This is a genomic window from Streptomyces sp. NPDC003042 (assembly GCF_053591315.1).
Genome location: NZ_JBSFTP010000070.1, coordinates 1 through 21810 on the forward strand (window position 1 = coordinate 1; position 21810 = coordinate 21810).

General features: G+C 72.1%; 23 protein-coding genes and 1 pseudogene. 10 read left to right on the forward strand and 14 right to left on the reverse strand.

The window, feature by feature from the left end; genetic code table 11:
• The first annotated feature begins 14 nt into the window (after nucleotides 1-14).
• On the forward strand, nucleotides 15-155 hold the full coding sequence (locus tag ACWDYJ_RS27715) for a hypothetical protein (protein WP_451568353.1): 141 nt from the start codon (nucleotides 15-17) through the stop codon (nucleotides 153-155).
• Nucleotides 156-211: 56 nt separating this feature from the next.
• Here the strand turns inward: ACWDYJ_RS27715 and ACWDYJ_RS27720 are convergent, their stop codons facing one another.
• The 3 genes from ACWDYJ_RS27720 to ACWDYJ_RS27730 all read right to left on the reverse strand — a co-directional run bounded on the left by ACWDYJ_RS27720 (nucleotide 212) and on the right by ACWDYJ_RS27730 (nucleotide 1806).
• On the reverse strand, nucleotides 212-1072 hold the full coding sequence (locus tag ACWDYJ_RS27720; RefSeq protein ID WP_451568316.1) for a glycosyltransferase: 861 nt from the start codon (nucleotides 1070-1072) through the stop codon (nucleotides 212-214).
• Between the two features lie 171 nt (nucleotides 1073-1243).
• Nucleotides 1244-1564, reverse strand: coding sequence for a DUF2795 domain-containing protein (locus ACWDYJ_RS27725; RefSeq protein WP_451568317.1), 321 nt, complete (start codon nucleotides 1562-1564; stop codon nucleotides 1244-1246).
• A complete protein-coding gene (locus ACWDYJ_RS27730) occupies nucleotides 1561-1806 on the reverse strand; it encodes a hypothetical protein (RefSeq protein ID WP_451568318.1) in 246 nt (81 codons plus the stop codon). The genes ACWDYJ_RS27725 and ACWDYJ_RS27730 overlap by 4 nt, the downstream gene beginning before the upstream one ends.
• Nucleotides 1807-2007: 201 nt before the next feature.
• On the opposite strand from ACWDYJ_RS27730, the gene ACWDYJ_RS27735 reads away from it, so the two are divergent.
• Together ACWDYJ_RS27735 and ACWDYJ_RS27740 are read left to right on the forward strand one after the other, a co-directional pair.
• The gene (locus ACWDYJ_RS27735) at nucleotides 2008-2211 is read left to right on the forward strand and encodes a cold-shock protein (RefSeq protein WP_451568319.1); all 204 of its coding nucleotides are present in this window, start codon (nucleotides 2008-2010) and stop codon (nucleotides 2209-2211) included.
• Nucleotides 2212-2281: 70 nt separating this feature from the next.
• Nucleotides 2282-2686: a ChaB family protein gene (locus ACWDYJ_RS27740; protein ID WP_451568320.1), complete on the forward strand. Its 405-nt coding sequence runs from the start codon at nucleotides 2282-2284 to the stop codon at nucleotides 2684-2686.
• A gap of 29 nt (nucleotides 2687-2715) precedes the next feature.
• Here ACWDYJ_RS27740 and ACWDYJ_RS27745 read toward each other — a convergent pair whose 3' ends face one another.
• Nucleotides 2716-3168 carry a YbhB/YbcL family Raf kinase inhibitor-like protein gene (locus ACWDYJ_RS27745; RefSeq protein WP_451568321.1) on the reverse strand — a complete coding sequence of 151 codons (453 nt, stop codon included), beginning with the start codon at nucleotides 3166-3168 and terminating at the stop codon, nucleotides 2716-2718.
• Between the two features lie 223 nt (nucleotides 3169-3391).
• On the opposite strand from ACWDYJ_RS27745, the gene ACWDYJ_RS27750 reads away from it, so the two are divergent.
• Both ACWDYJ_RS27750 and ACWDYJ_RS27755 read left to right on the forward strand, forming a co-directional pair.
• Complete coding sequence (locus ACWDYJ_RS27750) at nucleotides 3392-8068, forward strand: hypothetical protein (RefSeq protein WP_451568322.1); 4677 nt, start codon at nucleotides 3392-3394, stop codon at nucleotides 8066-8068.
• A gap of 52 nt (nucleotides 8069-8120) precedes the next feature.
• On the forward strand, nucleotides 8121-9338 hold the full coding sequence (locus ACWDYJ_RS27755) for a hypothetical protein (RefSeq protein ID WP_451568323.1): 1218 nt from the start codon (nucleotides 8121-8123) through the stop codon (nucleotides 9336-9338).
• A gap of 75 nt (nucleotides 9339-9413) precedes the next feature.
• On the opposite strand, the gene ACWDYJ_RS27760 is transcribed toward ACWDYJ_RS27755, so the two are convergent.
• On the reverse strand, nucleotides 9414-9581 hold the full coding sequence (locus ACWDYJ_RS27760; protein ID WP_451568324.1) for a hypothetical protein: 168 nt from the start codon (nucleotides 9579-9581) through the stop codon (nucleotides 9414-9416).
• A 173-nt stretch (nucleotides 9582-9754) separates the two neighbouring features.
• Between ACWDYJ_RS27760 and ACWDYJ_RS27765 the strand changes: the two genes are divergently transcribed.
• Nucleotides 9755-10333 carry a hypothetical protein gene (locus ACWDYJ_RS27765; RefSeq protein ID WP_451568325.1) on the forward strand — a complete coding sequence of 193 codons (579 nt, stop codon included), beginning with the start codon at nucleotides 9755-9757 and terminating at the stop codon, nucleotides 10331-10333.
• A 53-nt stretch (nucleotides 10334-10386) separates the two neighbouring features.
• On the opposite strand, the gene ACWDYJ_RS27770 is transcribed toward ACWDYJ_RS27765, so the two are convergent.
• The gene (locus ACWDYJ_RS27770) at nucleotides 10387-10551 is read right to left on the reverse strand and encodes a hypothetical protein (RefSeq protein WP_451568326.1); all 165 of its coding nucleotides are present in this window, start codon (nucleotides 10549-10551) and stop codon (nucleotides 10387-10389) included.
• Between the two features lie 223 nt (nucleotides 10552-10774).
• Here ACWDYJ_RS27770 and ACWDYJ_RS27775 point away from each other — a divergent pair, with 223 nt between their 5' ends.
• Entirely contained in the window at nucleotides 10775-11614 is an 840-nt protein-coding gene (locus ACWDYJ_RS27775) for an MBL fold metallo-hydrolase (RefSeq protein WP_451568327.1), read from the forward strand.
• A 213-nt stretch (nucleotides 11615-11827) separates the two neighbouring features.
• Here ACWDYJ_RS27775 and ACWDYJ_RS27780 read toward each other — a convergent pair whose 3' ends face one another.
• The 4 genes from ACWDYJ_RS27780 to ACWDYJ_RS27795 all read right to left on the reverse strand — a co-directional run bounded on the left by ACWDYJ_RS27780 (nucleotide 11828) and on the right by ACWDYJ_RS27795 (nucleotide 15282).
• Nucleotides 11828-12298 (reverse strand): Dps family protein, encoded by a 471-nt coding sequence (locus tag ACWDYJ_RS27780; protein WP_451568354.1) that lies wholly within the window; start codon nucleotides 12296-12298, stop codon nucleotides 11828-11830.
• Nucleotides 12299-12457: 159 nt separating this feature from the next.
• Entirely contained in the window at nucleotides 12458-13150 is a 693-nt protein-coding gene (locus ACWDYJ_RS27785; RefSeq protein WP_451568328.1) for a peptidylprolyl isomerase, read from the reverse strand.
• A gap of 239 nt (nucleotides 13151-13389) precedes the next feature.
• Nucleotides 13390-14628 carry a glycosyltransferase gene (locus tag ACWDYJ_RS27790; protein ID WP_451568329.1) on the reverse strand — a complete coding sequence of 413 codons (1239 nt, stop codon included), beginning with the start codon at nucleotides 14626-14628 and terminating at the stop codon, nucleotides 13390-13392.
• Between the two features lie 219 nt (nucleotides 14629-14847).
• Nucleotides 14848-15282: a hypothetical protein gene (locus ACWDYJ_RS27795; RefSeq protein WP_451568330.1), complete on the reverse strand. Its 435-nt coding sequence runs from the start codon at nucleotides 15280-15282 to the stop codon at nucleotides 14848-14850.
• A 288-nt stretch (nucleotides 15283-15570) separates the two neighbouring features.
• Between ACWDYJ_RS27795 and ACWDYJ_RS27800 the strand changes: the two are divergent.
• Nucleotides 15571-15887: pseudogene (locus tag ACWDYJ_RS27800) on the forward strand (Tn3 family transposase); the annotation flags it as partial.
• 141 nt (nucleotides 15888-16028) lie between these two features.
• Here the strand turns inward: ACWDYJ_RS27800 and ACWDYJ_RS27805 are convergent.
• The 3 genes from ACWDYJ_RS27805 to ACWDYJ_RS27815 all read right to left on the reverse strand — a co-directional run bounded on the left by ACWDYJ_RS27805 (nucleotide 16029) and on the right by ACWDYJ_RS27815 (nucleotide 17851).
• Nucleotides 16029-16463, reverse strand: a complete 435-nt coding sequence (locus ACWDYJ_RS27805; protein WP_451568331.1) for a VOC family protein — start codon at nucleotides 16461-16463, stop codon at nucleotides 16029-16031.
• A gap of 215 nt (nucleotides 16464-16678) precedes the next feature.
• On the reverse strand, nucleotides 16679-17095 hold the full coding sequence (locus ACWDYJ_RS27810) for a hypothetical protein (protein WP_451568332.1): 417 nt from the start codon (nucleotides 17093-17095) through the stop codon (nucleotides 16679-16681).
• 51 nt (nucleotides 17096-17146) lie between these two features.
• Complete coding sequence (locus ACWDYJ_RS27815; protein WP_451568333.1) at nucleotides 17147-17851, reverse strand: hypothetical protein; 705 nt, start codon at nucleotides 17849-17851, stop codon at nucleotides 17147-17149.
• 1027 nt (nucleotides 17852-18878) lie between these two features.
• Between ACWDYJ_RS27815 and ACWDYJ_RS27820 the strand changes: the two genes are divergently transcribed.
• Both ACWDYJ_RS27820 and ACWDYJ_RS27825 read left to right on the forward strand, forming a co-directional pair.
• Nucleotides 18879-20039, forward strand: coding sequence for a ParA family protein (locus ACWDYJ_RS27820; protein WP_451568334.1), 1161 nt, complete (start codon nucleotides 18879-18881; stop codon nucleotides 20037-20039).
• A complete protein-coding gene (locus tag ACWDYJ_RS27825) occupies nucleotides 20036-21181 on the forward strand; it encodes a ParB/RepB/Spo0J family partition protein (protein WP_451568335.1) in 1146 nt (381 codons plus the stop codon). Before ACWDYJ_RS27820 ends, ACWDYJ_RS27825 begins: the two co-directional genes overlap by 4 nt.
• 100 nt (nucleotides 21182-21281) lie before the next feature.
• Here the strand turns inward: ACWDYJ_RS27825 and ACWDYJ_RS27830 are convergent, their stop codons facing one another.
• Nucleotides 21282-21791 carry a DUF2199 domain-containing protein gene (locus tag ACWDYJ_RS27830; protein WP_451568336.1) on the reverse strand — a complete coding sequence of 170 codons (510 nt, stop codon included), beginning with the start codon at nucleotides 21789-21791 and terminating at the stop codon, nucleotides 21282-21284.
• Nucleotides 21792-21810: the final 19 nt, after the last annotated feature.

Here is a 21810-nt window from a genome sequence, read left to right on the forward strand (position 1 = left end):
GGGCCGTCGAGCTGATGCGCACCCACGCGCTGCGCAGGCTGCCGGTCATGGAAGGCGAGCGCCCCGTCGGCATCGTCTCGATCGGCGACCTCGCCGTCGACCGCGACGAGACGTCCGCCCTCGCCGACATCAGCGCCGCCGAACCCAACACCTGACCGAACCCAACACCTGACCACCTGACCGGCCCCCGGGGAGGACCGCAGGCGGGCCGTCAGGCGTCCACGAGACGCGCAGCCGCCTCCACGGCCGCCGGGAGCCGTCGCCGGGCCCGTAGCGCCGTCGGCAGGCGTGTGAGGGTCTCCAGCAGCGCCCGGCGTGCCTCCGGGTCGCGCCGGGCCTCGACGGCGAGCCTGCGCGTGTGCCCCAGCGCCACGGTCACCGGCCGGCGCAGCCATGCGGTCAGCACGGCGTTGCGTCGCTGGACGGCGGGCCGGCCGGGCCGCACCCCGCCGGTGGGACGGTGCACGGCCACCACGTCGGGAACGTGGCACACGGCCCACCCGCGGGCCGTCAGGTCATAGGCCAGCAGGGTCTCCTCGCCGCCCAGGAACAGGAGCGGGTGGTAGCCGCCGGCCTCCAGGTACGCGTCCCGCCGGGCCACGGCGGCGCAGGCCAGGAAACCCAGGACCCGCGGCCCGGGCAGATCGGCGGCGCAGCCGAGCGGGGACGCGGCGAGCATGGCGTTCAGCGGGTCCGGCTCCCCGCCGGGGCCCACCCGGATGCCGGCGGCGACCAGCCCCAGCCGGTCGTGCCGGTCCAGCAGGTCCGCCGCGCGCCCCAGCGCCCCGGGCTCCCACCAGGAGTCGTCGTCGCTGAACGCCACGTACGGCGTACGGGCGTGCCGTACGCCGATGTTGCGGCCCGGGGCGCCCAGGTTGAGGCCGGGTGTCAGGAGGGTGACCGCCGGCCGCACGCGGGCGACGGCGTCCCCGGTGCCATCGCTCGACGCGTTGTCGACGACGATCACCGGCGGGCGCTCGGGCAGCCCGGCCAGCCGGTCGAGGGTGTGCAGCAGCTGATCGCGGCGGTTGTGGGTGATGACGACGACGGTGGTGCGTGGGTCGGCGGTCACGGCCGGGCTACCTCCGGTGGACGAACGGACGGCGGGACGGTGGTGGGTGGCGTCCGGGCACGAGCATCGCGCCCGCGCCCGGTGTCCTTCGCGATGCCACACCATCCGGTCGCGCGAGGTATCCACGGGCGGGCCAGTCGGCCCCCGCGCGGGAGCGGGCCTCAGCCGTCCTCAGCCGTCCAGTTCCTCCTGGATCGGCGGCTTGGGAACCTCCCGCATGTGCTGCGACTGGCCCGGCCGGCCGCCCTGGCGCGCCTGCTGCGCGCGCTGCGCGGAACTCTGGCCGAGGTCGGACGCGGGATCGACCCGCACGGAACGGGCCACCTCGTCGCGGTTCGCGTACTCGTCGGGCGGAATGCCGCGCAGTGCCTTGACGACCTCGTCCGAGGCGCCCGTCCTGCGTGCCGCCTGGACCAGATCCTCCTTCTTCGCCGGGAAGTCGACGTCCTTGATGGCGCCGACGACGTCCTTGGCGCTCGGTTTGTCCCTCATCGCTGCTTCCTCCTCCTGTGCGCGTTCCCCGCCTCGTCCCGCTCGTCGGCCTCGACCCCGGTCAGGGGCTCGCCGCTGCCGGTGCCCTCCTGGTGGTATCCCTCCCGGGCACTGGCGGTGCCGGGCACGACACGCTCCTGTGCCTGGCGCTCCGAGCCGGAGGAGGCTCCCGGTTCCTCGCTGCCGCGCGCCCGCGCGGAGGTGTCCTTCCGCGAGGCGTCATCGGGTGTGTGCTCTCTCATCTCGCTGTCCTTCCGCCGGGCGAGGGCCCCTCGGGGCGGCTGCCCGTGAAAGGGGCGGGGAAACAGCGCGCGCCGCAGGAAGGGCGCATGGGTCATGCGATCAGGGGAAGGCGCCGGGGTGCGTGAATGCGCCGCACGGTTCGGGGTGGTCGCGACGATCCCCCGCAGGTTCCGTGCCCGCACGAAGGAGAAGAAGAAGAGATGGCTACTGGCACTGTGAAGTGGTTCAACGCCGAGAAGGGCTTCGGCTTCATCGAGCAGGACGGCGGAGGTCCGGACGTCTTCGTCCACTACTCGGCCATCGCCTCGACCGGGTACCGCGAACTCGGCGAGGGTCAGAAGGTGCAGTTCGACGTCGTCCAGGGCCCCAAGGGACCCCAGGCCGAGAACGTTTCCCCCTCCTGACCCCACCCTGACCCCACTGACGGGAGCGGTATCCGCCCCGCCCCGCACATCACCGGAGGTGACCAATCCAATGCCAGGACGCGAAGAGCTTCCTTCGACGCTGGAGCGCTCGCCCAAGGAGGCGCAGCGCACCTGGATCAAGGCCCACGACGCGGCTGTGGAGCAGTACGGGGAGGGCGAACGGGCCCACCGGGTCGCCTTCAGCGCGCTCAAGCACACGTACGAGAAGGTCGCGGACCACTGGGAGCGCAAGGAGCACGGCCGCAAGGGTCCCTCGGACCCGCGCGCCGACACGCCCCGCGACCAGCCGGCCCGCAGTGGTGAGGGCGTCGACGAGCAGGCCACCAAGCAGCACCTGTACGACCTGGCCCAGCGTCTGGACATCAGCGGCCGTTCACGGATGAGCAGGAGCGAACTGCTGGAAGCGATCCGCAAGGAGAACCGTTCGAAGACGCGCGAAGCGCGCTCCCGGTAGCGGCCCGGCGGCCGGCCCCAGTCACCCCGTCAGCGCTGGTAGAGGCCGACGAGGGTGCCGCTGGCCAGTTGCCGGTCGTCCACCGCGGCGTGCACGTCGTCGGCGGTCGCGCCGTCGGGCAGCGACACCGGCTCGGGAAGCGCGTAGATGCGAAAGAAGTACCGGTGGGCCTGGTCGCCGTGGGGCGGCCGCGGCCCTCCCCAGCCGGGCTCGCCCCAGCCGGTGGGCCGCTCCTGCCCGCCCCGGGGGGTCTGCCCGGCACGGACACCGTGGCTCGTGGGGTCGATGCCGGTGACGAGCCAGTGCACGAAGGTCCCACTGGGCGCGTCCGGGTCCTCGCACAGCAACAGCAGCTCCGCTGTGCCCTCGGGCACGCCGGACCATGTCAGGGTGGGCGAGACGTTGTCGCCGTCCTTCGCATGGCGGCCCGGGATGAACGCTCCGTCGTCGAACGCGGGACTCGCCAGTTCAATTCCAGCCATGCTGGTGTCCTACCCCGCCCCGGCGCGAATCGGCGGTCGCCTCACCGATGTGCGGGCAAGTGGCGCAGCCACATCACCACGACGAAGGCGCGGGCGCGGTGCTCAGGTGGCTCGCGATCCGTGCGAGGGTCCGCGCGGTGTCCTGGAAGAGATGCCGCCCGCCCGACGCGATCAGGGGAGGCGCCGGGCGGCGATGTCAGTGGCGCGTGCCAGGATCTGACGCATGAACACTTCCGTGCCGCTTCCCTCGGACCCCAGCAGGTCGCAGGCGTACGCCGCCTGGGTGCGGGCGCACGACCCGGGCGCCGAGAGCGCCGCGCTCGCCCTGCTCGTCGAGGTGCGGACCCGCATATCCGACGCGTACCCGAAGGCGGGCCGCGCCATCGACGGGCTGGAGTCCCTCGCCCACCGGCTGCCCCCGCCCCACCTGCCCTGGTTCTGGGACACGGCGGCCCAGCGGCTGATCTCCTGGGACCGGAAGGTCGCCGGGCGGGCGTACACGCTGGCCCGCAAGGCCGAGCGCGAGCACGCCCTGCGCGTGGACCCAGCCTGGCGCCGGGAGAACGTGCTGCTCTTCGCCGGGGCGGGGGCGCTCCCCGTCAAGGAGCTGAGCGGGCACCAGGGATGGCTGGCCGACGCGCTGGAAGCGGCCGACGCACACGAGGAGTTCGTACGGGTCCTCACCGCGTGGGCGGCCTCGCCCGGCGAGCTGCCGGCCGATCTCGCCCGGCGGGTCCGCGCGTCGGCGCGCGCCGCGGGCCTCGGTCCCGCCGAGGACGCCCGGGTGCTGGCCCGGATGATCGGCGCCGCGCGCGGGAAGGCCGTACCGGACACCCTGCTGGACGCGGTCGCCGCCCTGCTGGCCGAGCACCCGCAGGGCGACGAGGTCGACGCCCTGCTGATGGAGGTGTTCCCGGAGTCGCGCGGCGACGCCGCGCCCTGGCTGCGCCTGCTGCTGCGCTCGGGCGCGGCCGACGCGGTTGCCGGCGGGCGGGTGACCCCGGAGGGCGGCCTCGCCGCCTGGCTGGGGAGGTACACGCGCGCGTACGCTCACCGCCGGGTGCCGTACGGGGGCGTGACGCGGCAGCCGATGCCGCCGGAACTGTTCGACCTCGTCGCCCGGTTCGCGCCCCGGCTGCGCGCGGCGGAGCAGCCGGTGAAGCTGCACCAGGACCGCTGGCGCTACCCCGGGCTGGACGCGGACCTGCTCGACCTCTGCCTCGCCGAGGGCATCGCGGTGCACGACCCGGGCGAGGCGATACGGCTGTACTTCTGGGGCGAGGGTTCACGGCGCGACCTCAAGGCCCTGGCGGCCGACCCCGTGTTCGGGCCGCGGCTGGAGGGCACGGTCCACGCCGCCCTGCGCGGTGGCGGCACCGCGATCACCCGGCTGCCGCAGAACGCCGGCATCGCCGCCGAGGTGCACACCAGGGTCGAGAGCCTCCTGCGCGCGCTGGCGGGCGGCGGACTCGCCGCGGCGGACGAGGCCGTGGAGGAACTGCGGGAACTGCTGGACCGCCCGACGGCCACGGCCCTGGACGGCATCGAGGAGGCCCTGGCACCGCTGGACCTGACCGGCTCCCTCGCGCGCAGCCTGCGGGCCGGGCTCCCCGAGGAGTTGGGCTGGCCCGCCCTGGACACGGCCCTGGCCGGCTTCGCCCCCGGCGAGGTCGAGGGCGTGACCTGCACCTGGCCGGTCCTGACGGTGTACGGCAGGCGGCGGGCCGTCGCCGTGGACCACGCGGGCGTCCGCGCCTCCTGCACCTTCGAGCTGCCCGAGGACACGGCGCGCGGCGTCGTCCACTTCGCGGGCGGCCGGTTCCTGGTCAGCTGGACGACAGAGCCCGCCGACTCCTTCGGCAGGCACGCCTTCTGGTCCGACCGCCCCGACGAGGTCTTCGAGCCGCAGGAGCGCTTGGGGCTGCGGCCGTACGAAAGCGGCATCCAGGGCGGCCTCGGCTTCCAGTTCGAGAGCCCGGACGGTGAGGGCCGGCACGACGGCGAGCGGGTCCTGCGCCCCGGCGGCCGGGAGGGCATCGACCACCACGACCTCCAGATGAGCGACGGCCGCCGGTTCTGGAGTTCCCGGGTGTTCGGCAGGGCGCACGGCTGGGCGCGCGTCGATCCCCTGACCGGGACGCGCGGCGCCGACAGCACGCTGCCCGATTTCCACCGCACGGGCGAGATCCCGCCGGGGATGGCGCTCTTCAGGGACCAGCTGACCCTGGCGGCCCTGCCCGAGGGAGCGCCCGTCTCACCCCTGGGCCAGGACGGGGCCCTGGTGGGCTGCCGGGTGCTGTACCGCACGGCGTACGCGGGGCCCTCGCCGAACGAGTTCCTGCTGGAGGGCATGGACGGCCGCCGCGCCCGCTACCGCAGCGGGCGGCCCGGCCGGCGGCCCTGGGGCATCGTCCGGATGCCCGAGGGCGGGGAGGACGGCGTACTGGCGGGCGAGATGAAGATCCGCTGCCACGCCGCCGAGGACGGCTCCCTGCTGTGGGAGGTCCACGGACTCTTCGGCCCCGACCACGCGCCGCGCAGGCGGCTCGCCTCCCACAGCGTGGGGCCGGTGCCGCCGCCCGCGTACTGGCATTTCCTCACCGAGCGCGACGCGTCCTCCTCCAAGGCGCTGCGCGCGGTGGAGGAGGACGCCGTACGGGCGCTCCTGGACGCGGCCGCCCGCGCGGGCGAGTCCGCTGTCCGCACGGAGGTCGCCCGGGTCCTGCCCGAGGTGCGCGAACCGCGCGTGGTGGACGGCGTGGTGCGCGCGGCGCTGCTGGCCGCCGACGTCCGCCGACGGCGGGAGGAGCTGTCGCGGCGCGTCGCCCTCATGCGGTCCGGGCCGGTGGTGGAACTGCCCTCGGCGGTGGCGGACAGTGTCCTGGCGCCCGCGTTGGGCGGGCTGCTGCCCGAGGTGCGCCCGTACCGGGCCTACGTGCCCGGGCCACAGCCGGCGACGCTGACGGCGCTCGCGGCGGACGGCCGCTACCTGCGCGGCGAGATCGACGACGAGACGCGGCGCCTCGCCCGGCCCGCGGACCCCGACGACTGGGCGGGGCTGCTCGGCGGGATCGACGCGGTGGCCTGGCGGGCCGCCGTGGAGACCACCCCCACCGAGGACCGCGCGGCCCTGGCCGCGCTGCTGGAGACCTGGAGCGGGCAGCCGTTCGCCGAGCGCGCAGGTGCGTGGCGCACCGGCCGGGCGCCCGAGGCGGAGCTGGAGCGGTGCCGGACCGCCGGGGGCCTGGTCGCCTCCGGCGTGGAACGGCGCGGCCTGGCGCGGTTCGTGCAGCCCGCGGCCGACCCGGCGCCCGCGACCGCTGCGGACCGCGAGACCTGTGGGACCCCTGGGACCCCTGGGACCCCTGAGACCTTCGAGACCTTCACGATCGACCGGGACGACGCGCGGCGGCTGCCCCTGCTGCTCCGCCTGGTGGCGGAGCGCGGACCGCTCGCCCTGACGCCCGAGGCGCTGGACGTCTTCTCGTGGCGTACGGGAGCCAGGCGCTCGATCGCCGCCCTGGTCCTCGGCGGGCTGCCGGGGCGCGACCGGAGCGCCGAGCACCTGAAGGCGCTGCGCGCGGCCCCGTACAAGGCGAACAAGGCCACGGCCCGGGAGTACGACAGCCTCCGCCACCGGCTCGGGGAGGCCGGATGCCGGGCGGTACTCGCGGCCGGCGTCCCGGCGGACCCGGCCGAACTGTGGGCGCCCGGCGGCATGACGGCCGCGGCCGAGCGGATGGCCGCCGCGTGGGCGCGGCTGCTCGGCACCACCCCGTACGTCGACGAGGGCCTGGCCGGCGCGCTGGAGGCCGACCTCGGCCTCGGCGACGCCTGGGCCCGCGCCCTGCCGGCCGGCCGCACGCCCTCGGACACCCCGCTCGACGGCGCCCGGTTCGTGCTGGTCGGCAACCGGAGCGGCGGCCTCGCGCTGCACCATGCCGAACCGGACGGCGCCGCCGGACGCTGCGTGTACCCCGGCCGCCCACCGCACCGGGAGCCCGCGTCCGTCGTGGCCTGGGCGCTGACGGAGCGGCCGGTCGGCGACCCGCCCGCGGCGGGCGCCGTCGCCCTGTACGGCGCGCTGCGGACGCTGCTGGACGATCCGCTGACGCTGCTCCCACTGGGCTGGCACCCCGAACTGGCCCGGGCGGCGGCCGCTGACCCGGCCTTCACCCCGTACGAGGGCGCCGTGCTGCCCTGCCCGCAGCCGCCGTTCCGCGAGGACACCGAGCCGTCACTGGCCTACGACGACGGGCTGTTCGTGGTCGCGGTCCCCGGCCACGACGTGTTCCTGCGGCCGGCCACACTGGCCGACCCGGAGCGGGTGGAGCGGGCGCTGCGCCTGTGCGGCGAACTCGCCCTGCCCCGCGTCCGGGACGCCGTACAACGCGTACGGGCCGTGTACGACGGCGGCCTCGCCCGCATCGTCGCCCGCGTGGCCACGACCCCTCTCCCGCCCGGCGGTTACGAACTGAACCCGGCGCTGAGCACGCCCGAACTGGTCGCCGAGGTCGGCGCCGCCCTCGGCGTCGGCGCCGACGCGTCCGCCCTGTACCTGCAACTCCTGGCACTGGCCCGCCCCACCGACCAGAACGTCCGCCGCTGGAACGGCTGGACGCCCGCCCGGCACAAGGCGGCCCAGGCCGAGCTGGTGGCCGCCGGCGCGGTCGAGAGCGGCAGACGCGCCCGCGCGGGCCGCACGGCCTTCGTCCCGGGCGCGTGGAGCGACCTCAAGGCCCCCCACCTGCCCCTGGAGACCGCCAAACTCGCCCCCCACCTGGCCTGCGCCGACACCTCGGAGGTCGCGTCCCCCTTCACCCGCCTGCTCCCACCGCTGCCCCCGCACGAACTGTTCGCCCAGGCCTGGTCCGCAGGACGCACGCGCGGGCAGGGGTGAGGAATGACGGCCACCATCCACCCGGGGTGCGCGCAGTGAGTACGGTCTGTCCATGCGCAACATCGGGCGGGAACAGCAGCGGGGGCACGTCCTCCTCATAGCGGGGGACGCCGCGGTGCGCCGCCGCAGCCTTCAAGTCGCGCCCAGCGAGAACCTGGCCGCGCTCGGGGTGGTGCCCGTCTCGATGCTGTTGAACAGCGACGTCCCCTGCGACACGACGTATCTCGACGGGGCCCGGGATCCGAACACCGTACTGATGCGGCTGCGCATGGCCGCCGCCACGCCCGGTCCGCTCCTGGTCTACCTCTCCGGCCGGCTGACCGTCGACCGCCGCGGCCGCCGCCTCCACCTCGCCCTGGCGGGGACCACGGCCGCCGGTGTCCGCTACACGGCACTGCCCTGGGAGTGGCTGGCCGGCGAACTGCGGGAGCGCCCCGCCGGCCTGACGACCGTGCTGCTCGACCTCGCGGCGGACAAGGCGGCGTGGCCACTGCTGCGGGAGTACGGCAGCCTGCCCGCCTCCCCGTCCGCCGAGGTCTACGGAGTGGTGTGCCCGCCCGGCTTCGCCGGCGGCGGCAACGTCGTGAGCAGCTACACGCGGCAGTGGATCAACCAGCTGAGCAGCAGCCCCACCCGGCCGCCCAACTTGCAGGTGCACGCCCTCGCGGTGGGAGCCGCCGCGCTGCCGCCCGGCGCCCTCGTCCTGCCGACAGCCCGCGAACTCGACGCCCCGGCCCGCCAGGAGCCGGTACGCGCTCCTCACCCCGCCACCTCCGTCACGCCCGTCACCCCCGTACCGCCCAGGCCGCAGGCGCCGCCGACCGCCCCCGGCCGCAGCGACAGCGACCCCCGGCCGCATCTGCACGCCCTGGCCACCTCCGGGCGGCACCTCGAAGCGGCCACACTCGCCCAGGCGTGGGAGCAGTACGTGCTCCAGACCTTCGGCTACGCCTCGCGGGAGGCGACCGAATGGGCGGAGATCCGCGCCGATCTCGCCCGGATGGCGGGCGACTTCCGGCTCGCGACACAACTGTGGACCTGCGCGGGCCGAACCCGCCTGGCCGACCAGCCCCCGGAGGCCCCCGAAGTGGCCGCCGCGGCAGCCGGCGCCCTGTACTGCTGGACCCAGCTCAAGGAGCCCTCGGCGGCCCTCGCGACCGGCCCCGAGCTCATCCGCCTCCTGCACGACCTGCCCGCGCTCGACCCCCGCCACCTCAAACTCGCCCACCAGCGGCTGGAACTCCTCCACCGCACCCCGACCCGCCGCTGACCCTTGTTGCGCGCAGAGAGCCCGTCCGCCGTGTTCCAGGCGGACGGGCTCGCGCCGACGGTGCGGCGGTGCGGGCTACCGGCCTTCGTTGAACCGGTCCTTCGTGCGCTTCGCCTCTTCGATCTTCTCCTTGCGCAGACGCTCCTGCTCACTCTGCGTGCGCTCGGAGACCTCGTCCTTCTTGCCCTGAAGCTTCTGCTTGGCCTGCTGGGCCTTCTCGTTCATCTCGTCCTTGATACCCATGCTGAGTTCACTCCTAGTGAGGGGGTGGGGCCATCGAGCGGCCCCGCATCAGCCTGGCACGGGCCGCCGGGAAGGGCACGTCGAGCAACTACACTGCGTTACCGGGATCGGCCACAGGGCGAGGGCCGCAGGCCGGCCGTACCGTTGATCAGCCCAGGGGTAGCCTCGACCGGGTGATCGATGAAGCAACCCAGTGGGGCCGGTTCGCCGCGCTCCTCCCGCCGGTCCCGGCCCAGGAGTTCATGGACTGCCGGCAGATCGGGGAACAGGAGGCCGGGCTCGACCTGCTCGTCGTCAGCCTCCTCGAGCACCAGATCGCGATCAGCGAGACGATGCGGGCCGAGATCGCCGTGGCGTGCGAGGACTGGGGCATGTGGACGACGCTCGCGCCCGCCGTCCGACGATGCCGGGGCACCCACGACAGCGACAGCGCCGACGACGCCTCACTGAGGCTCATCGAGGACGCCGACACGGCTCCACTCCCCGGTACCTCCATCGGCGCGGACGACGCCTCGACCGGCCTTCTGGTCGTCCCCTGGATCGCCTGCGACCTGTGCGGACACACGCTCGGGCGTGCGCACCACCGGGAGCCGTGGGGCGACCTCTCCCCTCTCGCGCAGGGCTACGTACTGTTCTTCCCTGGTCGGACCACCTCGACGACGATGTTCGCTCCCGAGTCGGCCTGGAACGCCTTGAACGCGCTGCGCCTCTCCTGCGACCGGACGACGACACCGGCCCGCCCGGTCCCGTAACCGCTCCCGTAACCGCTCCCGTGGACCGAGCGGGGAGCGCGGCGGAGCCCGGGTCAGTCCAGCGGGAGAGCCTGGTGCGCGGCAACGATCGCGTCGATCCGGTGCGCCGGATCGAAGTCCGCCCCGGTGAGCCGGTGCCCCGCGTCGTGCGTGGCAATGGACGCCCGTAGATGGTCGATGCGTCGGGACCGGTCCGCGATGGTCACGATCGCGGCCACCGCGGCGTGGTACCGGATGCCGTAGGTGCGGGTGATCTCGTCGCCGTTACGCTCCCGCCCCGAGTCGCTCAGCGATCTCCTCGTCGGACAGCACCCTTGGTACGCCCATGAGACGCCGCGATCTCGGCGAGCGGTGGACGGGAGATCAGCTCGCCCCACGTCGAGATCATCACGGCATGGGGCGAGTCACCACCCACGTGGAAGGCATGGCAGGATCGCGGCCATGTCGCTCAGCGTTCCCCGCCTCTGGATCGGCTCGACCGAGATCATCGCCCTCGCCGACGGCGAGGGCCCGTTCTTCTCCCCGCGCGCCGAGGCCTTCCCCGAGGCCACGGCCGCTCAGTGGGCCGAGGCCGACCGCTACGACCCGGGCGCGGTCGACGCCGAGGGCCGCTGGCGGCTCCAGTTCCGCGCGTACGCGATCCGCGGCGACAAGGGCCTCACCGTCGTGGACGCCGGGATCGGTCCGGCGGACAGCCCGGCCAGCTCGTGGGCGCCCGTGCCCGGTGCGCTCCCCGAGTCGCTCGCCGCCGCGGGCATCGACCCGGCCGAAGTCGACACCGTGGTGCTCACACATCTGCACACCGACCACGTCGGGTGGGCGGTCGTGACCGAGGCGGCCGTCCCATCAGCCGGCGGCGCGACCAGCGGCCGCCGCCCCTATTTCCCGAACGCCGAATACCTGCTCCAGCGGGCCGAGTTCGACGCCCTCGACGCGCTCAACCCGCAGCTTCGCGAGACCCTCACCGACCCGCTCGCGGCCGCCGGTCGGCTCCGGCTCCTCGACGGGGACACGCCGCTGCGCGCCGGGCGCGCGGTCGCCACGCCCGGTCATACGCCCGGACACCAGAGCGTGCTGGTCGCCGACGGGCGCGAGCTGGCGCTCGTCACCGGCGACCTCCTGGTGCACGCGCTCCAGCTGCTCCACCCCGAGCTCGCCTACACGCACGAGGTCGACCCTGTGGCGGCCAGGCACTCGAGGGAGCGCGTGCTCGGCCGCGAAACCGCCACCACGCTGCACCTGGCGACGCCGCATTTGACGGAGCCGTTCCTCTCGGCGTGATCGCGGCCGTTCGGCGCGGGTCAGGCCGAGAGGCCCCACGGCCGAGTGCAGCTGAACGTCGACCGGCTCGGCGCACTCGGCTTCCGGAAACGTTCCGGTCGGCCGCCGGATTCCGGTGAAGTTCCGTACGTTCACGGAACGCGCTGTCACGCCACGAAACCTCTTGAAACGCATTGCTTCGCAGGTCAGCGCATTGTCATGCTCTTGGCCTGCTCAGGCGCTTTCGGCCTGGAACATCCAGTGATGCTTCTCGAGGTCGCCGGTGAGGCCGATCAGGACGTCCTGGGTGACCGGGTCGGGGTCTGCCGTCTCCTGGATGCGCCGGCGCATGCGGGTGATCACCGCGCCCAGGGCGTCCACCAGGATCCGTACCGCGTCCTCGTCCTTCACCCACCCCTCCGGCACGCCGGAGATGGCGCTGGTCGACGCCACCGTGGCCGGTCGGCCGTCCGGGGTCACTCCGAGGGCGGACGCCCGTTCGGCGACCACGTCGGAATGGGTGCGGGCCGATGTGACGACTTCGTCGAGCTGGAGGTGGACCGAGCGGAAGCGGGGGCCGACCACGTTCCAGTGCACCTGCTTGGCGGTGAGCGCCAGGTCCACCAGATCCACCAGCGCGCCCTGCAGCGCTTCGCCGACGACCTTCAGTTCGGCATCCGGGAGGGCGCTCTTGACGACGGACACAGTGATCTCCATTTCGTGATGTCCCGACGGCACGCGGTGCACTGCGCGCAGGCCTGCCGTCGAGCGCTTACAGAAGGGACTGAACGCTGTTTCCCCGGACGGAGCAGATGAAACAGCGCCTTACGCCATGAACCACTCATACCCCCGCGCCGTATTCGATTACCGAGCGGCGGCGGTGACGGTCACGTCCCGGATGGTGACGGTCTTCCTGGGCACGCCGTCGCCTTGGCCGTTGGCGTTGTCGGATCCGCCGGCCGCGATCTCCTCCAGCAGGTTCATACCCGAGCTGATCCGCCCGAAGACGGTGTAGGCGGGCGGCAGGTCGGTGTCGCCGTAGACGATGAAGAACTGGCTTCCGTTGGTGCCGGGGCCCGCGTTGGCCATGGCGACCGTGCCCTTGCCGTACTCGGCGGTCTGCCGGCCGGGAGCGGCTTTCGGCAGGTTTTCCTCCGAGAACCGGTAGCCCGGTCCACCGGAGCCGGAGGCGGTGGGATCGCCGCACTGCAGAACCTTCAGGGCCCCGGTGGTGAGGCGGTGGCACCTGGTCTTGTCGAAGAAGTCCTTGCCGGCGAGGTGGGCGAAGGAGTTGACGGTGCAGGGCGCCTTGACGGCGTCCGCGTCGAAGGCGATGTCACCCCGGTCGGTGACGAGCGTGACCCGCGGGGTGCCGCTGTGGGCGGGCCTGGCCGGCGGCGTGCCCACCTCCCCCGCCGCCTGCCCGGCATTCGGCGTGTACAGGCACTCCGGGGGCTTGGCGGCGGGTGCGGCGGGCGGCGCCGGCTCGGCGGGCCCGGTGACGAGTCCGGCGGCGAGCGCGGTGCCGGCCATGACGCGCAGTGCGGTCAAGAGCATGGGAGGGTCCGTTCATCGGTACGAGTGCGACCAGGCGGCGGACCGGATCAACGACGGCGACGTCCCAAGGGCACGGCGCGATCCCCCTCGGCCGGTCGACCGGCGACCCGCTCTTCGCGCCGGTGGCGGCCTGCCGGTTCGAGTTGGTTCCCGCACTCGACCGGTGCTGTCGCTCGCCGGTGCCGTCGCTCGCCGGTGCTACGGCGTCGGGCTGCTGCCGCGGAACTCCCCCGCTTGGTTCACGCGGACACAGGTGGCCTTGCTCGGCTGACGGCGTCGAGCAGCAGTTTCGCGGCCACCGTCGCTCCGTCGGTGCGGATCGTGCCGGCCACGGCGGTTGCTCGCGCGTGGGTCCCGGGGGTCAGGGCCGTCTTGAGCGCGGCCGACAGGGACTCGACGGTCGGGGTCGGACCGTCGTGTGCCGCGCCGACGCCCAGGGCGGCCACCCGGCCGGCGAAATATGGCTGGTCCGCGCCCTGGGGCACCACCACCTGAGGCGCCCCGGCCCGGGTGGCTGTCGTCGTCGTGCCCGCGCCGCCGTGGTGCACGACGGCGGCCGCCCGGCGGAACAGGGCCTGATGGTTGACCTCGCCGACGACGAAGCAGTCGTCCTGCTCGTCGATCAGGGCCAGGTCGGCCCAGCCGTGGGAGACGACCGCACGGCGGCCCTGCGCGCGGATCGCCTCGATGGCCACCCGGGCGACGTCCTTCGGGGCACTCACGGGCGTGCTGCCGAAACCCACGTACACCGGTGCTGTGCCGGCGTCCAGGAACGCCACCAACCCGGCGGGAAGCGGGCGTTCGTCGGTCAGGATCCACGCGCCGGTCTGCACGACCGCGAGGTCCGTCGGCTCCCACGGGGCCAGGACCGGGTCCGTGGCCAGCCACGGCTGGTCGGTGAAGGCGTAGTCGCGGACACTGTCCACCGGCGGCAGGCCGATCGACGCCCGCTGGGTGTTGAGCATCTCGCCGAACATCGCGTGCGCGATCTGGGCGTCCAGGTCCCACAGCGCCCGGTTGTCGGTCACGTCCGGTGGCAACGGCCGGCCCCGCCGCGCGGGCGGCCGGCGGTACGGCGACGGCAGGCTGACCGGCTGGTGGCTCACGTGTACGTAGCGGATGCCCAGTTTCTCGGCCACCGACCGCGCACCGGCCGTGGCCGGCAAGGGGCCGGTCGCTACGAGCGCATCACATCCCTCGGCCGCCGCGGCGACCGTGTCGAACTGCGCGGCCATCAACTCGGCCGCACGCTGCGCCAGGCCCACCGCCGACCCCGGCGTCACCGAGGTCACCAACGGGCGCACCGGCCGGCCGGTCGGCACCATCTCCACACCGACCTCGCCCAGCCGCTCCGCGAACTCCTCGTCCGGCGGCGCGCACACCCGCACCTCCGCGCCGAGTTCCCGCAACCGCACCGCGAGCCCCGCTATCGGTTCGACACTCCCGCGCGACCCGTACGTCGACAACACCACACGCATTCAGCGACTCCCGTTTCCGCAGGTTCTGGCTCAGGCCGGTGATTCTGCGCCACGACCCGGGTCTTGCCGCAAGCCCCCCGGTGCGCGATATATTGATCATGGAAAGGAGCAGGTGCCCCCTTTCCGCTCATCGTCCGCAGACCAGCGTGCCGACGCCGGAGAGGCTGTGGGCCTCTCCGGCGTCCGCCGTGTCGGGAGCAGCTACGGGGCTGTCAGCCCTCACTTGCCGAGCTTCGCCTTCAGCTCCTCCTTCAGCTGCTTCTTGATCACCTTCTTGTCGACCTTGTTCACGGTCCCACCCGTGCCCGTGCCGTCCCCGCCCACCGCGGTGGCATCGCCCTGATTGATGGCGTCGGCGCTGGCGTTACCGCCGGTGGCGTTACCGGTGGTGATCACACACTTGCCCTTGCAGCTGCCGACACCGGAGTCGGCGTTGCCGCCGGTGGCGGTACCGCCGACCGTGGTGTTCTCGGCGTTCGCGTCGCCGCCGGTACCGATGCCGTCGGCGCTGTCGGCCGGAAGGAGGGCGACGGCCTGCTGCGGGACGGCGGCCGGTGCGGCCATCGCGGTCGCGGGCAGGGCGATACCGCCACCCACCAGCGCCAGGGAAGCTCCGGCCAGGACGATACGACGGGTCGGGAAACGCTCGAACATGGGAATTCTCCATTCGATGTAAAGGGAATTTGTAAAACCGCCCTGCGAAACAGGCGGGAACGATTCTTTCGGCCTCACGTTCTCCGGGAATTCCCCGGTGAGGACGTGCTTCAAATAAACCCTGCGAGCGAACGTGCGTCACGCCACTCGAATACGTGGCTTGACGTCGAAAACCGATCTTGGTAAAAGGGCTGCCGCCGTGTCGGTGCGGTAGGCGGGATCGTGGGGTACTGGCGCCCCGTCGGACCGGCGTGGTCAGCGCCAAGCACCTGCTGGCGTTCATCGACCGCGTACGCACCCCGGCGCGCGGACCTGCCGGACCAGACGATGTGGCACGTCGACCGCGCCGCCGGCTACTGCGCCTTCCAGGACGCGGCCGGCGGCCGGGGCGGCCTCGCCCGGATCGAGCGGCACTGGGAGGAGATCCTGCGGATCATCGGCTCCCTCCACACGGGGCCGTCCGCGCCTACGACGTGATCCGGATGCTGTCCCGGGACGGGCGCCCCACCCCGCTGGGCGACGCGATCGCGCGCTACGGGCGGATCGCCATGACCCCGCACGTCCTGCGCCTGGCCGACGAGCCCGGATACCGGCGGCAGATCAAGAGCCACGAGGACGTGGCCGGGCGTCGGCGGGGCGGCGGATCAGCAGCAGGGTGCCCAGCAGTGTCCGGCGTCGTTGACGCGGTCGGCGCGCACCCCGTACCGATCCCTGCTCGTGGGACACCGCAGAGTGGTTCCGTCACCTCAGTCGAGACAGAACTCGTTGCCCTCGATGTCCTGCATCCCGAGGCACGACTCGTTGACTCCATCGGCAAGCAGTAGTCGCCCGCGTACCGCGCCGAGCGGGACCAGTCGTGCGCATTCGGCCTCAAGTGCGGCCAGACGCTCTTCACCCACGAGCCCGGTGCCGACCCGCACGTCGAGATGCAGCCGATTCTTGACGACCTTGCCCTCGGGAACGCGCTGGAAGAACAGTCGCGGGCCCACACCTGAGGGATCGATGCATGCGAACGCCGAACCCTGACGCTCAGGTGGCAGCGCGCGATCGAAGTCGTCCCAAGTAGCAAACCCCTCCGGTGACGGCGGTACGACGTATCCCAACACCTCGCACCAGAAACGCGCGACGCGCTCAGGTTCTGCGCAGTCGAAGGTGATTTGGAACTGCTTGATCGACGCCATCGGTCCATCATATAAGCGGCGTCTTTCGCCGTCTCCACGCAAGGGCGACCACCCCGGCCGGCGGCCATGTCCGGGACACAGGCGTCATGTGCGGTGCAGGCCAACCGCGCGGATCCGAGGCGCGGCGGATATAGTGGGGGCACAAGTTACTCAGGCGCGGAAGGCCCTCCACCACGGTGGAGGGCCTTCCGTCTTGTCCGGCTCCCGTACCCGGCTCAGGCGACCTGGAGTTTCGGGCGGCCCGTCGGGGCGGGCGGGGCCTGGTGGTACGTCGGCAGCTTCAGGTTGGGCAGGTCGCCCGCCTGGATGCGGGCGAGCGCCGCACGGAACGCCGCCTCCATGCTCTCGGGGCTCTCGTACTTCGCCGCGAGCGGGTGGAGCCGGTACGAATTGCCGTTGCGCTCCTCGCTGCGCGGCCGCAGGACGATGTTCAGGTCGCACAGGGGAGCCATGAGTCCGCTGACGGCCTGGGGCGTGACCCCGTACTCGGCAGCCATGTCCTTCTGCCGTACCGGCAGTGCTCCCCCGAAGTCGCTGCGGGAGACGAGGTACTGGAGGAACTTGACGGCGGACCCTGACAACGGCAGGGCCCAGATGCGCTCCGCGATGATCGGAGACATGACGTTAGCCATGGGACAGCCTTCCTCTCGAACAGGTGCCCGTAGGGGAGCCTGGCAGCACTATCACCCGGTGCGCCTCCTTCCGCGAACGTTTTCCTCGACGGCGAAGCCGAGGTCCAGCTCCTCCTGATGGGCGCCTTCCGGGCCCACCGCGTACGGGAACGCCTCGGTGTCGCGATCGTGCCGGTCGGCGATCTCGGCGAGTACCTCTTGCTGGGCCGTGCTGTTGCCGTGGAACCAGAGGCGTACGTTGATCTGGATCCGTCCGTTCCCGGCCTTCTCCACCCAGTTGTAGCCGCACAGCGCCTGCACGGCGCGGTTGACCGTGGATCGCGTGATCACCTTGCCGCCCTTCTGCGCGGCGACCTTGTTCAGCCCGTCGGTGATCTCCTGCTGCGTGTACTGGGTGATGCCGGTGCCCGGCACCTGCCCGCCGGCCACGAAGAGGAAGACGCAGAGCTGGGACTTGGTGATGCTGTTCGCGACGGCCAGCTGCGCGAGGAGCTGGGTGAACCAGTTGCTGGCCAGGCTGTAGCCGGCATCCCCGGCCATGTCGTGGACGGATCTCGGGTCCGCCGCGTACTCGAAGTGGACGCCCTTGAGCCGACGTCGGCCGCCGGGGTCGGCGGCGTGTGCCACCTTCTCCCCGAGTTGCTGGCCGAGGACGGCCAGGATGTCTCCGTACTCGGCTTCGTCCCCTGCGGCGGAGGGGACGGGAACAGGCCGGGGCCCGCCCTGTCGACGACGGGCGGGCGGATCAGATGTCACAAGACCTCCTTGTTACTCAGGCGGTCCGAGGCTATCCAAAAATCAACGTGTGCTTGTCTTTTGGTCCGTCGGCGCGCCGGGCGACGTCCCCGATGGGCACCCCTCCCGGGAGGCGCGTCAAAACTACACGACACGTGAACTTATTTGGCCCCGAGACCCCAAAAGTCCACCCCTGCTTGATTTTGGTGTGTCGTGATAGCAGCACATTTCGGTGTGACCCGCTGGGTGCGGACCGACCTCGCGCGTCGATGCCCGACGCCCTGACCTGCATCGATCCGAGGCCTGACGGTGCTTCCAGAAAATCAACGACTGCTTGACTTTTCGGCGAAATGTGCTCTCCAGATACACATTTCGAAGAGCCAAATGTGTCCTGGGGGACACATACCGACGGACAAACCTGCAGGTCAGAAGGCTGCCGACGCGGCGCCCTCTTAATAAAAGAGCAACGTGCCCCACCGGCCCCAGCCTTCGCGCACCTGCGGTGAGCCCGACCCACACAAGCCTGTACGTCCCACCGCGGCAACGGACCGTCCCGCTACCACTCCCCCTCCGCCCCAACTGACAGCAACCACAGGTCAGTCACCCCCTCCGACCCGCTCCTGTGTCGAGGCCTTCCCACTCCCTCATCAGCCACGTGCCGCGTCAGCCACCCCGTCTCCGGCCCTCATGCCCAGTGAGGGCGCCCCGCGCCCGAGGGGTGCACCGGCGACCGTCAGGGAGCCGGTGCAGGGCGTGAGGGGGAGCGGGTCCAGGGCGCCCGAGCGCCTGGCGAGGGGGTCTGGGGGGCGAGTAGCCCCCCATGCCACGGCCGGTCCAGCGCGGCCTGGGCGCTGGCGGGGTCCAGGGGCTGGCCCCTGGGATTCACGGTCGGCAGTCGACGAGGGACAAGAACCCGGTTCGAGGTATGGGCGTTGGCCGGCCCGCCCTACCCGCACGGTCGGCCGGGGACTTACGGCCTCACATGAACCAGGGGCTGGTGCGGCGTGCCTCTACGCCCTTGCCCGGGGCAGGTTAGTAAGGTACCGGCATGACCGCTCCATGCGATCCGGAAGTCAGGGAGAAGGTAGTCGCCAAGCTGCCTGCGCCCCTGCGGCAGGAACTCAAGGTCCGGGCGGCCCAGTTGGGTGTGGATATCCAGGACGCCGTCACCGAGGGCGTCAACGCCTGGCGTGCCGATGCCTCCGCGGCCGCTCCCGTGGACACCTCCGGCGCCTCCTCCTTCTCCACCCACCTCCCCACCGGCCTCTACGGGGAGTTCAAGGAGGACTGCCGGGCGCGGGAGGTCCCGTACAACCAAGGCGTCGCCCAGTCCATCCGGCTGTGGCTCGACACGCACCCCTCCCCCACGGGGCGGCGACGGCCGGCCCATGAGGGCGCCCGCCGGATCGTGGTCTGCAACCAGAAGGGCGGCGTGGGCAAGAGCGCCATCAGCAACGGGCTCTCCCAGGCCCTCGCCGAGACCGGCGCCCGCGTCTGCATCATCGACTTCGACCCCCAGGGCCACCTGACCCGGCACCTGGGCGCCGGGATGCTGGGCATCAAGGAACCCAGCCTCGCCAAGCACATGCTGGGGGAGATCGAGGGCCAGGTCCGGGAGCTGCTCGTACCCATCGAGCACGGTGTGTTCGCCGGCCGTCTCTTCCTCCTGCCGTCCTGCAAGGACGCCTTCCTCCTCGACGCCCGGCTGGCCACCACCCGCCACGTCCGGACGAAGGAAACCGCCCTGGAGAAGGCCCTGGAGGAACTGGAGAAGGAGTTCGACTACATCGTCGTCGACTGCCCTCCCAGCCTCGGCTACACCATGGACACCGCGCTCTACTACGCACGAACCCGCGATGGCGAAGAGGCCAAGACCTCCGGCATCGTCGTCCCCGTCCAGGCCGAGGACACCTCCGCAGACGCCTACGACATGCTCAGCGAGCAGCTCGAAGACCTCATCGACGACCTCGACATCGAGATCGCCCAGCTCGGCTTCGTCGTCAACCTCTACGACAGCCGCAAGGGCTACGTCGTCACCTCCTCCCTCAACAGCTGGAAGGAGTTCGGCGACCCGCCCGTCATCACCGTCATCGCCGACCTCAAGGAGCAGCGGGAGGCCGTACGCGTCAAGTTGCCCCTGCTGCACTACGCACCGGACTGCGAGCAGTCGCAAGCGATGCGCGAGATCGCCCGGAGGATCGCGGCATGAGCAAGAGCGACCTCCTCGGCACCGGCGCCGCCTTCAACAACGCCCGCCGCAGCGGCGGGCGGAGCGAACGCGGGTGGGCCAAGGCCATCGCCCAGGGCGACGTGCCGGCGTACGAACTCTTCCGGGCCCCCCTCGACCAGGTGTCCGCGACGCCCCTCAACCCGCGCCGGAACTTCGGCACCGACGAGGAGAAGACCCGCTTCGGCGAGGAGCTGCGACAGGCGCAGCTCTCGGCCTGCGTCGTGGTCAGCCGCGGCGCGTACCTCTCCCTGTGGCCCGACCACGAGCAGCGGATCGGGGCGGCCTCGTACGTCCTCATCAACGGCGAGCGGCGCTTTCGCAGCGCGCTGCACGTGGGGCTGGAGTCGCTGGACTTCGTCGTACGCGACGACCTGGCCGCCTCCCGTGCGGACTTCATCGACCACCTCCTCGCCGAGAACCTCGAACGCGAGGACTTCGACGTGATCGAGCGCGCCCGCGGTGTGCGGCAGCTGGTCGACACCTGCGCGGACGAAGGCCGGGAGCACGGGGCCAAGTCCCGAGCCGCCGAACGCCTGGGCCGCTCCCCCTCATGGGTCACCAACCAGCTGGTGCTGCTGGAGCTGCCCGAGGAAATCCAGAACCTGCTCAGCTCCGGCGAGCTGCCCGAACGGGACGGCCGCCTCCTCGCGCGCACGGCGAAGGACAAGCCCGGAGCGGGCGCCGCCGAACTGCTCGCCTTCCTGAAGGAGACCAAGGAGCAGGAAGCCCAGGTCAAGGCGGCGCAGCGGGAGGTGCTGCGCGGCGCGGGGGAGCCCGTCCCGGTACGCGAGCAGGACGGGGCGGATCCCGCCTGGGGAGTCCCGGATCGTGCGGAACGGGATCCGCAGCCGGCCCGACTTTTGTCCGCGGACAAAAGTCGGGAGCCGCAGAGCCGGCCGGCGGCGGCTGTGGAGACGCCTGCCGCGGTCGGCGAGCCGATTCAGGAGCACGAGCCCGAGGGCGTCATCCCGTCCCAGGGAAGGGGAACGGACGCGGCCCCGATCCCTTGGCAGGACCCGAAGGCGGTGTACGACGCGATCTGGACGAACATGTCGGCCAAACACCGGGCTGAGCTGACGATGCTCCTGATCGAGAACAACCAGCGGCGCCAGCTGCCCTGACCGGTGCCAAGGGCTCCACCGCTCTGCCGACGGTGGAGCCCGACTTTTGTCCACGGACAAAAGTCGAGAGCGTCTACCGTCGGACTGGCCGGCGCCGGTGTCAGGCCGGATGCAGCACGGCCATGGCAATCTCACGCAGGCGGTTCTGCGTGATCCCGGTGCGCTGCTCGACGGCGAGCGGGTGGTCGGTGGGCTCCAGTTGGATGAAGGGACGCTTGCCGACCGGTCGAGTGTGGGCGTTCGTCTTCAGGTCGGTGGTGCTGAGGGAGTAGAGCGCGAGCTCGGTGCTGAGCCAACCGAAGTACGGCTTCTCTGCCTCGCGGCCCTCCGTGTTCCACACCTCAAGGGCGCGGTCGAAATTGTCCCTGCTCAGCGAGATCCAGACACCCCACGAGAAGACGTCCTCGCTGCCGATCACGGGTATCTCGATCAGACCTCTGATGAAGAAGTGCTGACCCCGGATGATGCACTGGTCGGCCGACAGCATGCTGCCCGGATCTTTCTCGAAGCTGGGATCCCAGACGTCGGGAGCCGTGGTCGAGTAGCCCATGGGGAGCTCTGCGTGGTGGTCGCCGCAGCAAGAGCATGTGAAACCGGGATCGTTAGCCATGGCGCGAGCTTAAAGGCCA

Coding starts and splice junctions, on each gene's coding strand:
- ACWDYJ_RS27715 (WP_451568353.1), top strand. CDS start 15: ATGCGCACCCACGCGCTGCGCAGGCTGCCGGTCATGGAAGGCGAGCGC.
- ACWDYJ_RS27725 (WP_451568317.1), bottom strand. CDS start 1,564: ATGAGGGACAAACCGAGCGCCAAGGACGTCGTCGGCGCCATCAAGGAC.
- ACWDYJ_RS27730 (WP_451568318.1), bottom strand. CDS start 1,806: ATGAGAGAGCACACACCCGATGACGCCTCGCGGAAGGACACCTCCGCG.
- ACWDYJ_RS27735 (WP_451568319.1), top strand. CDS start 2,008: ATGGCTACTGGCACTGTGAAGTGGTTCAACGCCGAGAAGGGCTTCGGC.
- ACWDYJ_RS27740 (WP_451568320.1), top strand. CDS start 2,282: ATGCCAGGACGCGAAGAGCTTCCTTCGACGCTGGAGCGCTCGCCCAAG.
- ACWDYJ_RS27745 (WP_451568321.1), bottom strand. CDS start 3,168: ATGGCTGGAATTGAACTGGCGAGTCCCGCGTTCGACGACGGAGCGTTC.
- ACWDYJ_RS27750 (WP_451568322.1), top strand. CDS start 3,392: ATGAACACTTCCGTGCCGCTTCCCTCGGACCCCAGCAGGTCGCAGGCG.
- ACWDYJ_RS27755 (WP_451568323.1), top strand. CDS start 8,121: ATGCGCAACATCGGGCGGGAACAGCAGCGGGGGCACGTCCTCCTCATA.
- ACWDYJ_RS27760 (WP_451568324.1), bottom strand. CDS start 9,581: ATGGGTATCAAGGACGAGATGAACGAGAAGGCCCAGCAGGCCAAGCAG.
- ACWDYJ_RS27775 (WP_451568327.1), top strand. CDS start 10,775: ATGTCGCTCAGCGTTCCCCGCCTCTGGATCGGCTCGACCGAGATCATC.
- ACWDYJ_RS27785 (WP_451568328.1), bottom strand. CDS start 13,150: ATGCTCTTGACCGCACTGCGCGTCATGGCCGGCACCGCGCTCGCCGCC.
- ACWDYJ_RS27790 (WP_451568329.1), bottom strand. CDS start 14,628: ATGCGTGTGGTGTTGTCGACGTACGGGTCGCGCGGGAGTGTCGAACCG.
- ACWDYJ_RS27795 (WP_451568330.1), bottom strand. CDS start 15,282: ATGTTCGAGCGTTTCCCGACCCGTCGTATCGTCCTGGCCGGAGCTTCC.
- ACWDYJ_RS27805 (WP_451568331.1), bottom strand. CDS start 16,463: ATGGCGTCGATCAAGCAGTTCCAAATCACCTTCGACTGCGCAGAACCT.
- ACWDYJ_RS27810 (WP_451568332.1), bottom strand. CDS start 17,095: ATGGCTAACGTCATGTCTCCGATCATCGCGGAGCGCATCTGGGCCCTG.
- ACWDYJ_RS27820 (WP_451568334.1), top strand. CDS start 18,879: ATGACCGCTCCATGCGATCCGGAAGTCAGGGAGAAGGTAGTCGCCAAG.
- ACWDYJ_RS27825 (WP_451568335.1), top strand. CDS start 20,036: ATGAGCAAGAGCGACCTCCTCGGCACCGGCGCCGCCTTCAACAACGCC.
- ACWDYJ_RS27830 (WP_451568336.1), bottom strand. CDS start 21,791: ATGGCTAACGATCCCGGTTTCACATGCTCTTGCTGCGGCGACCACCAC.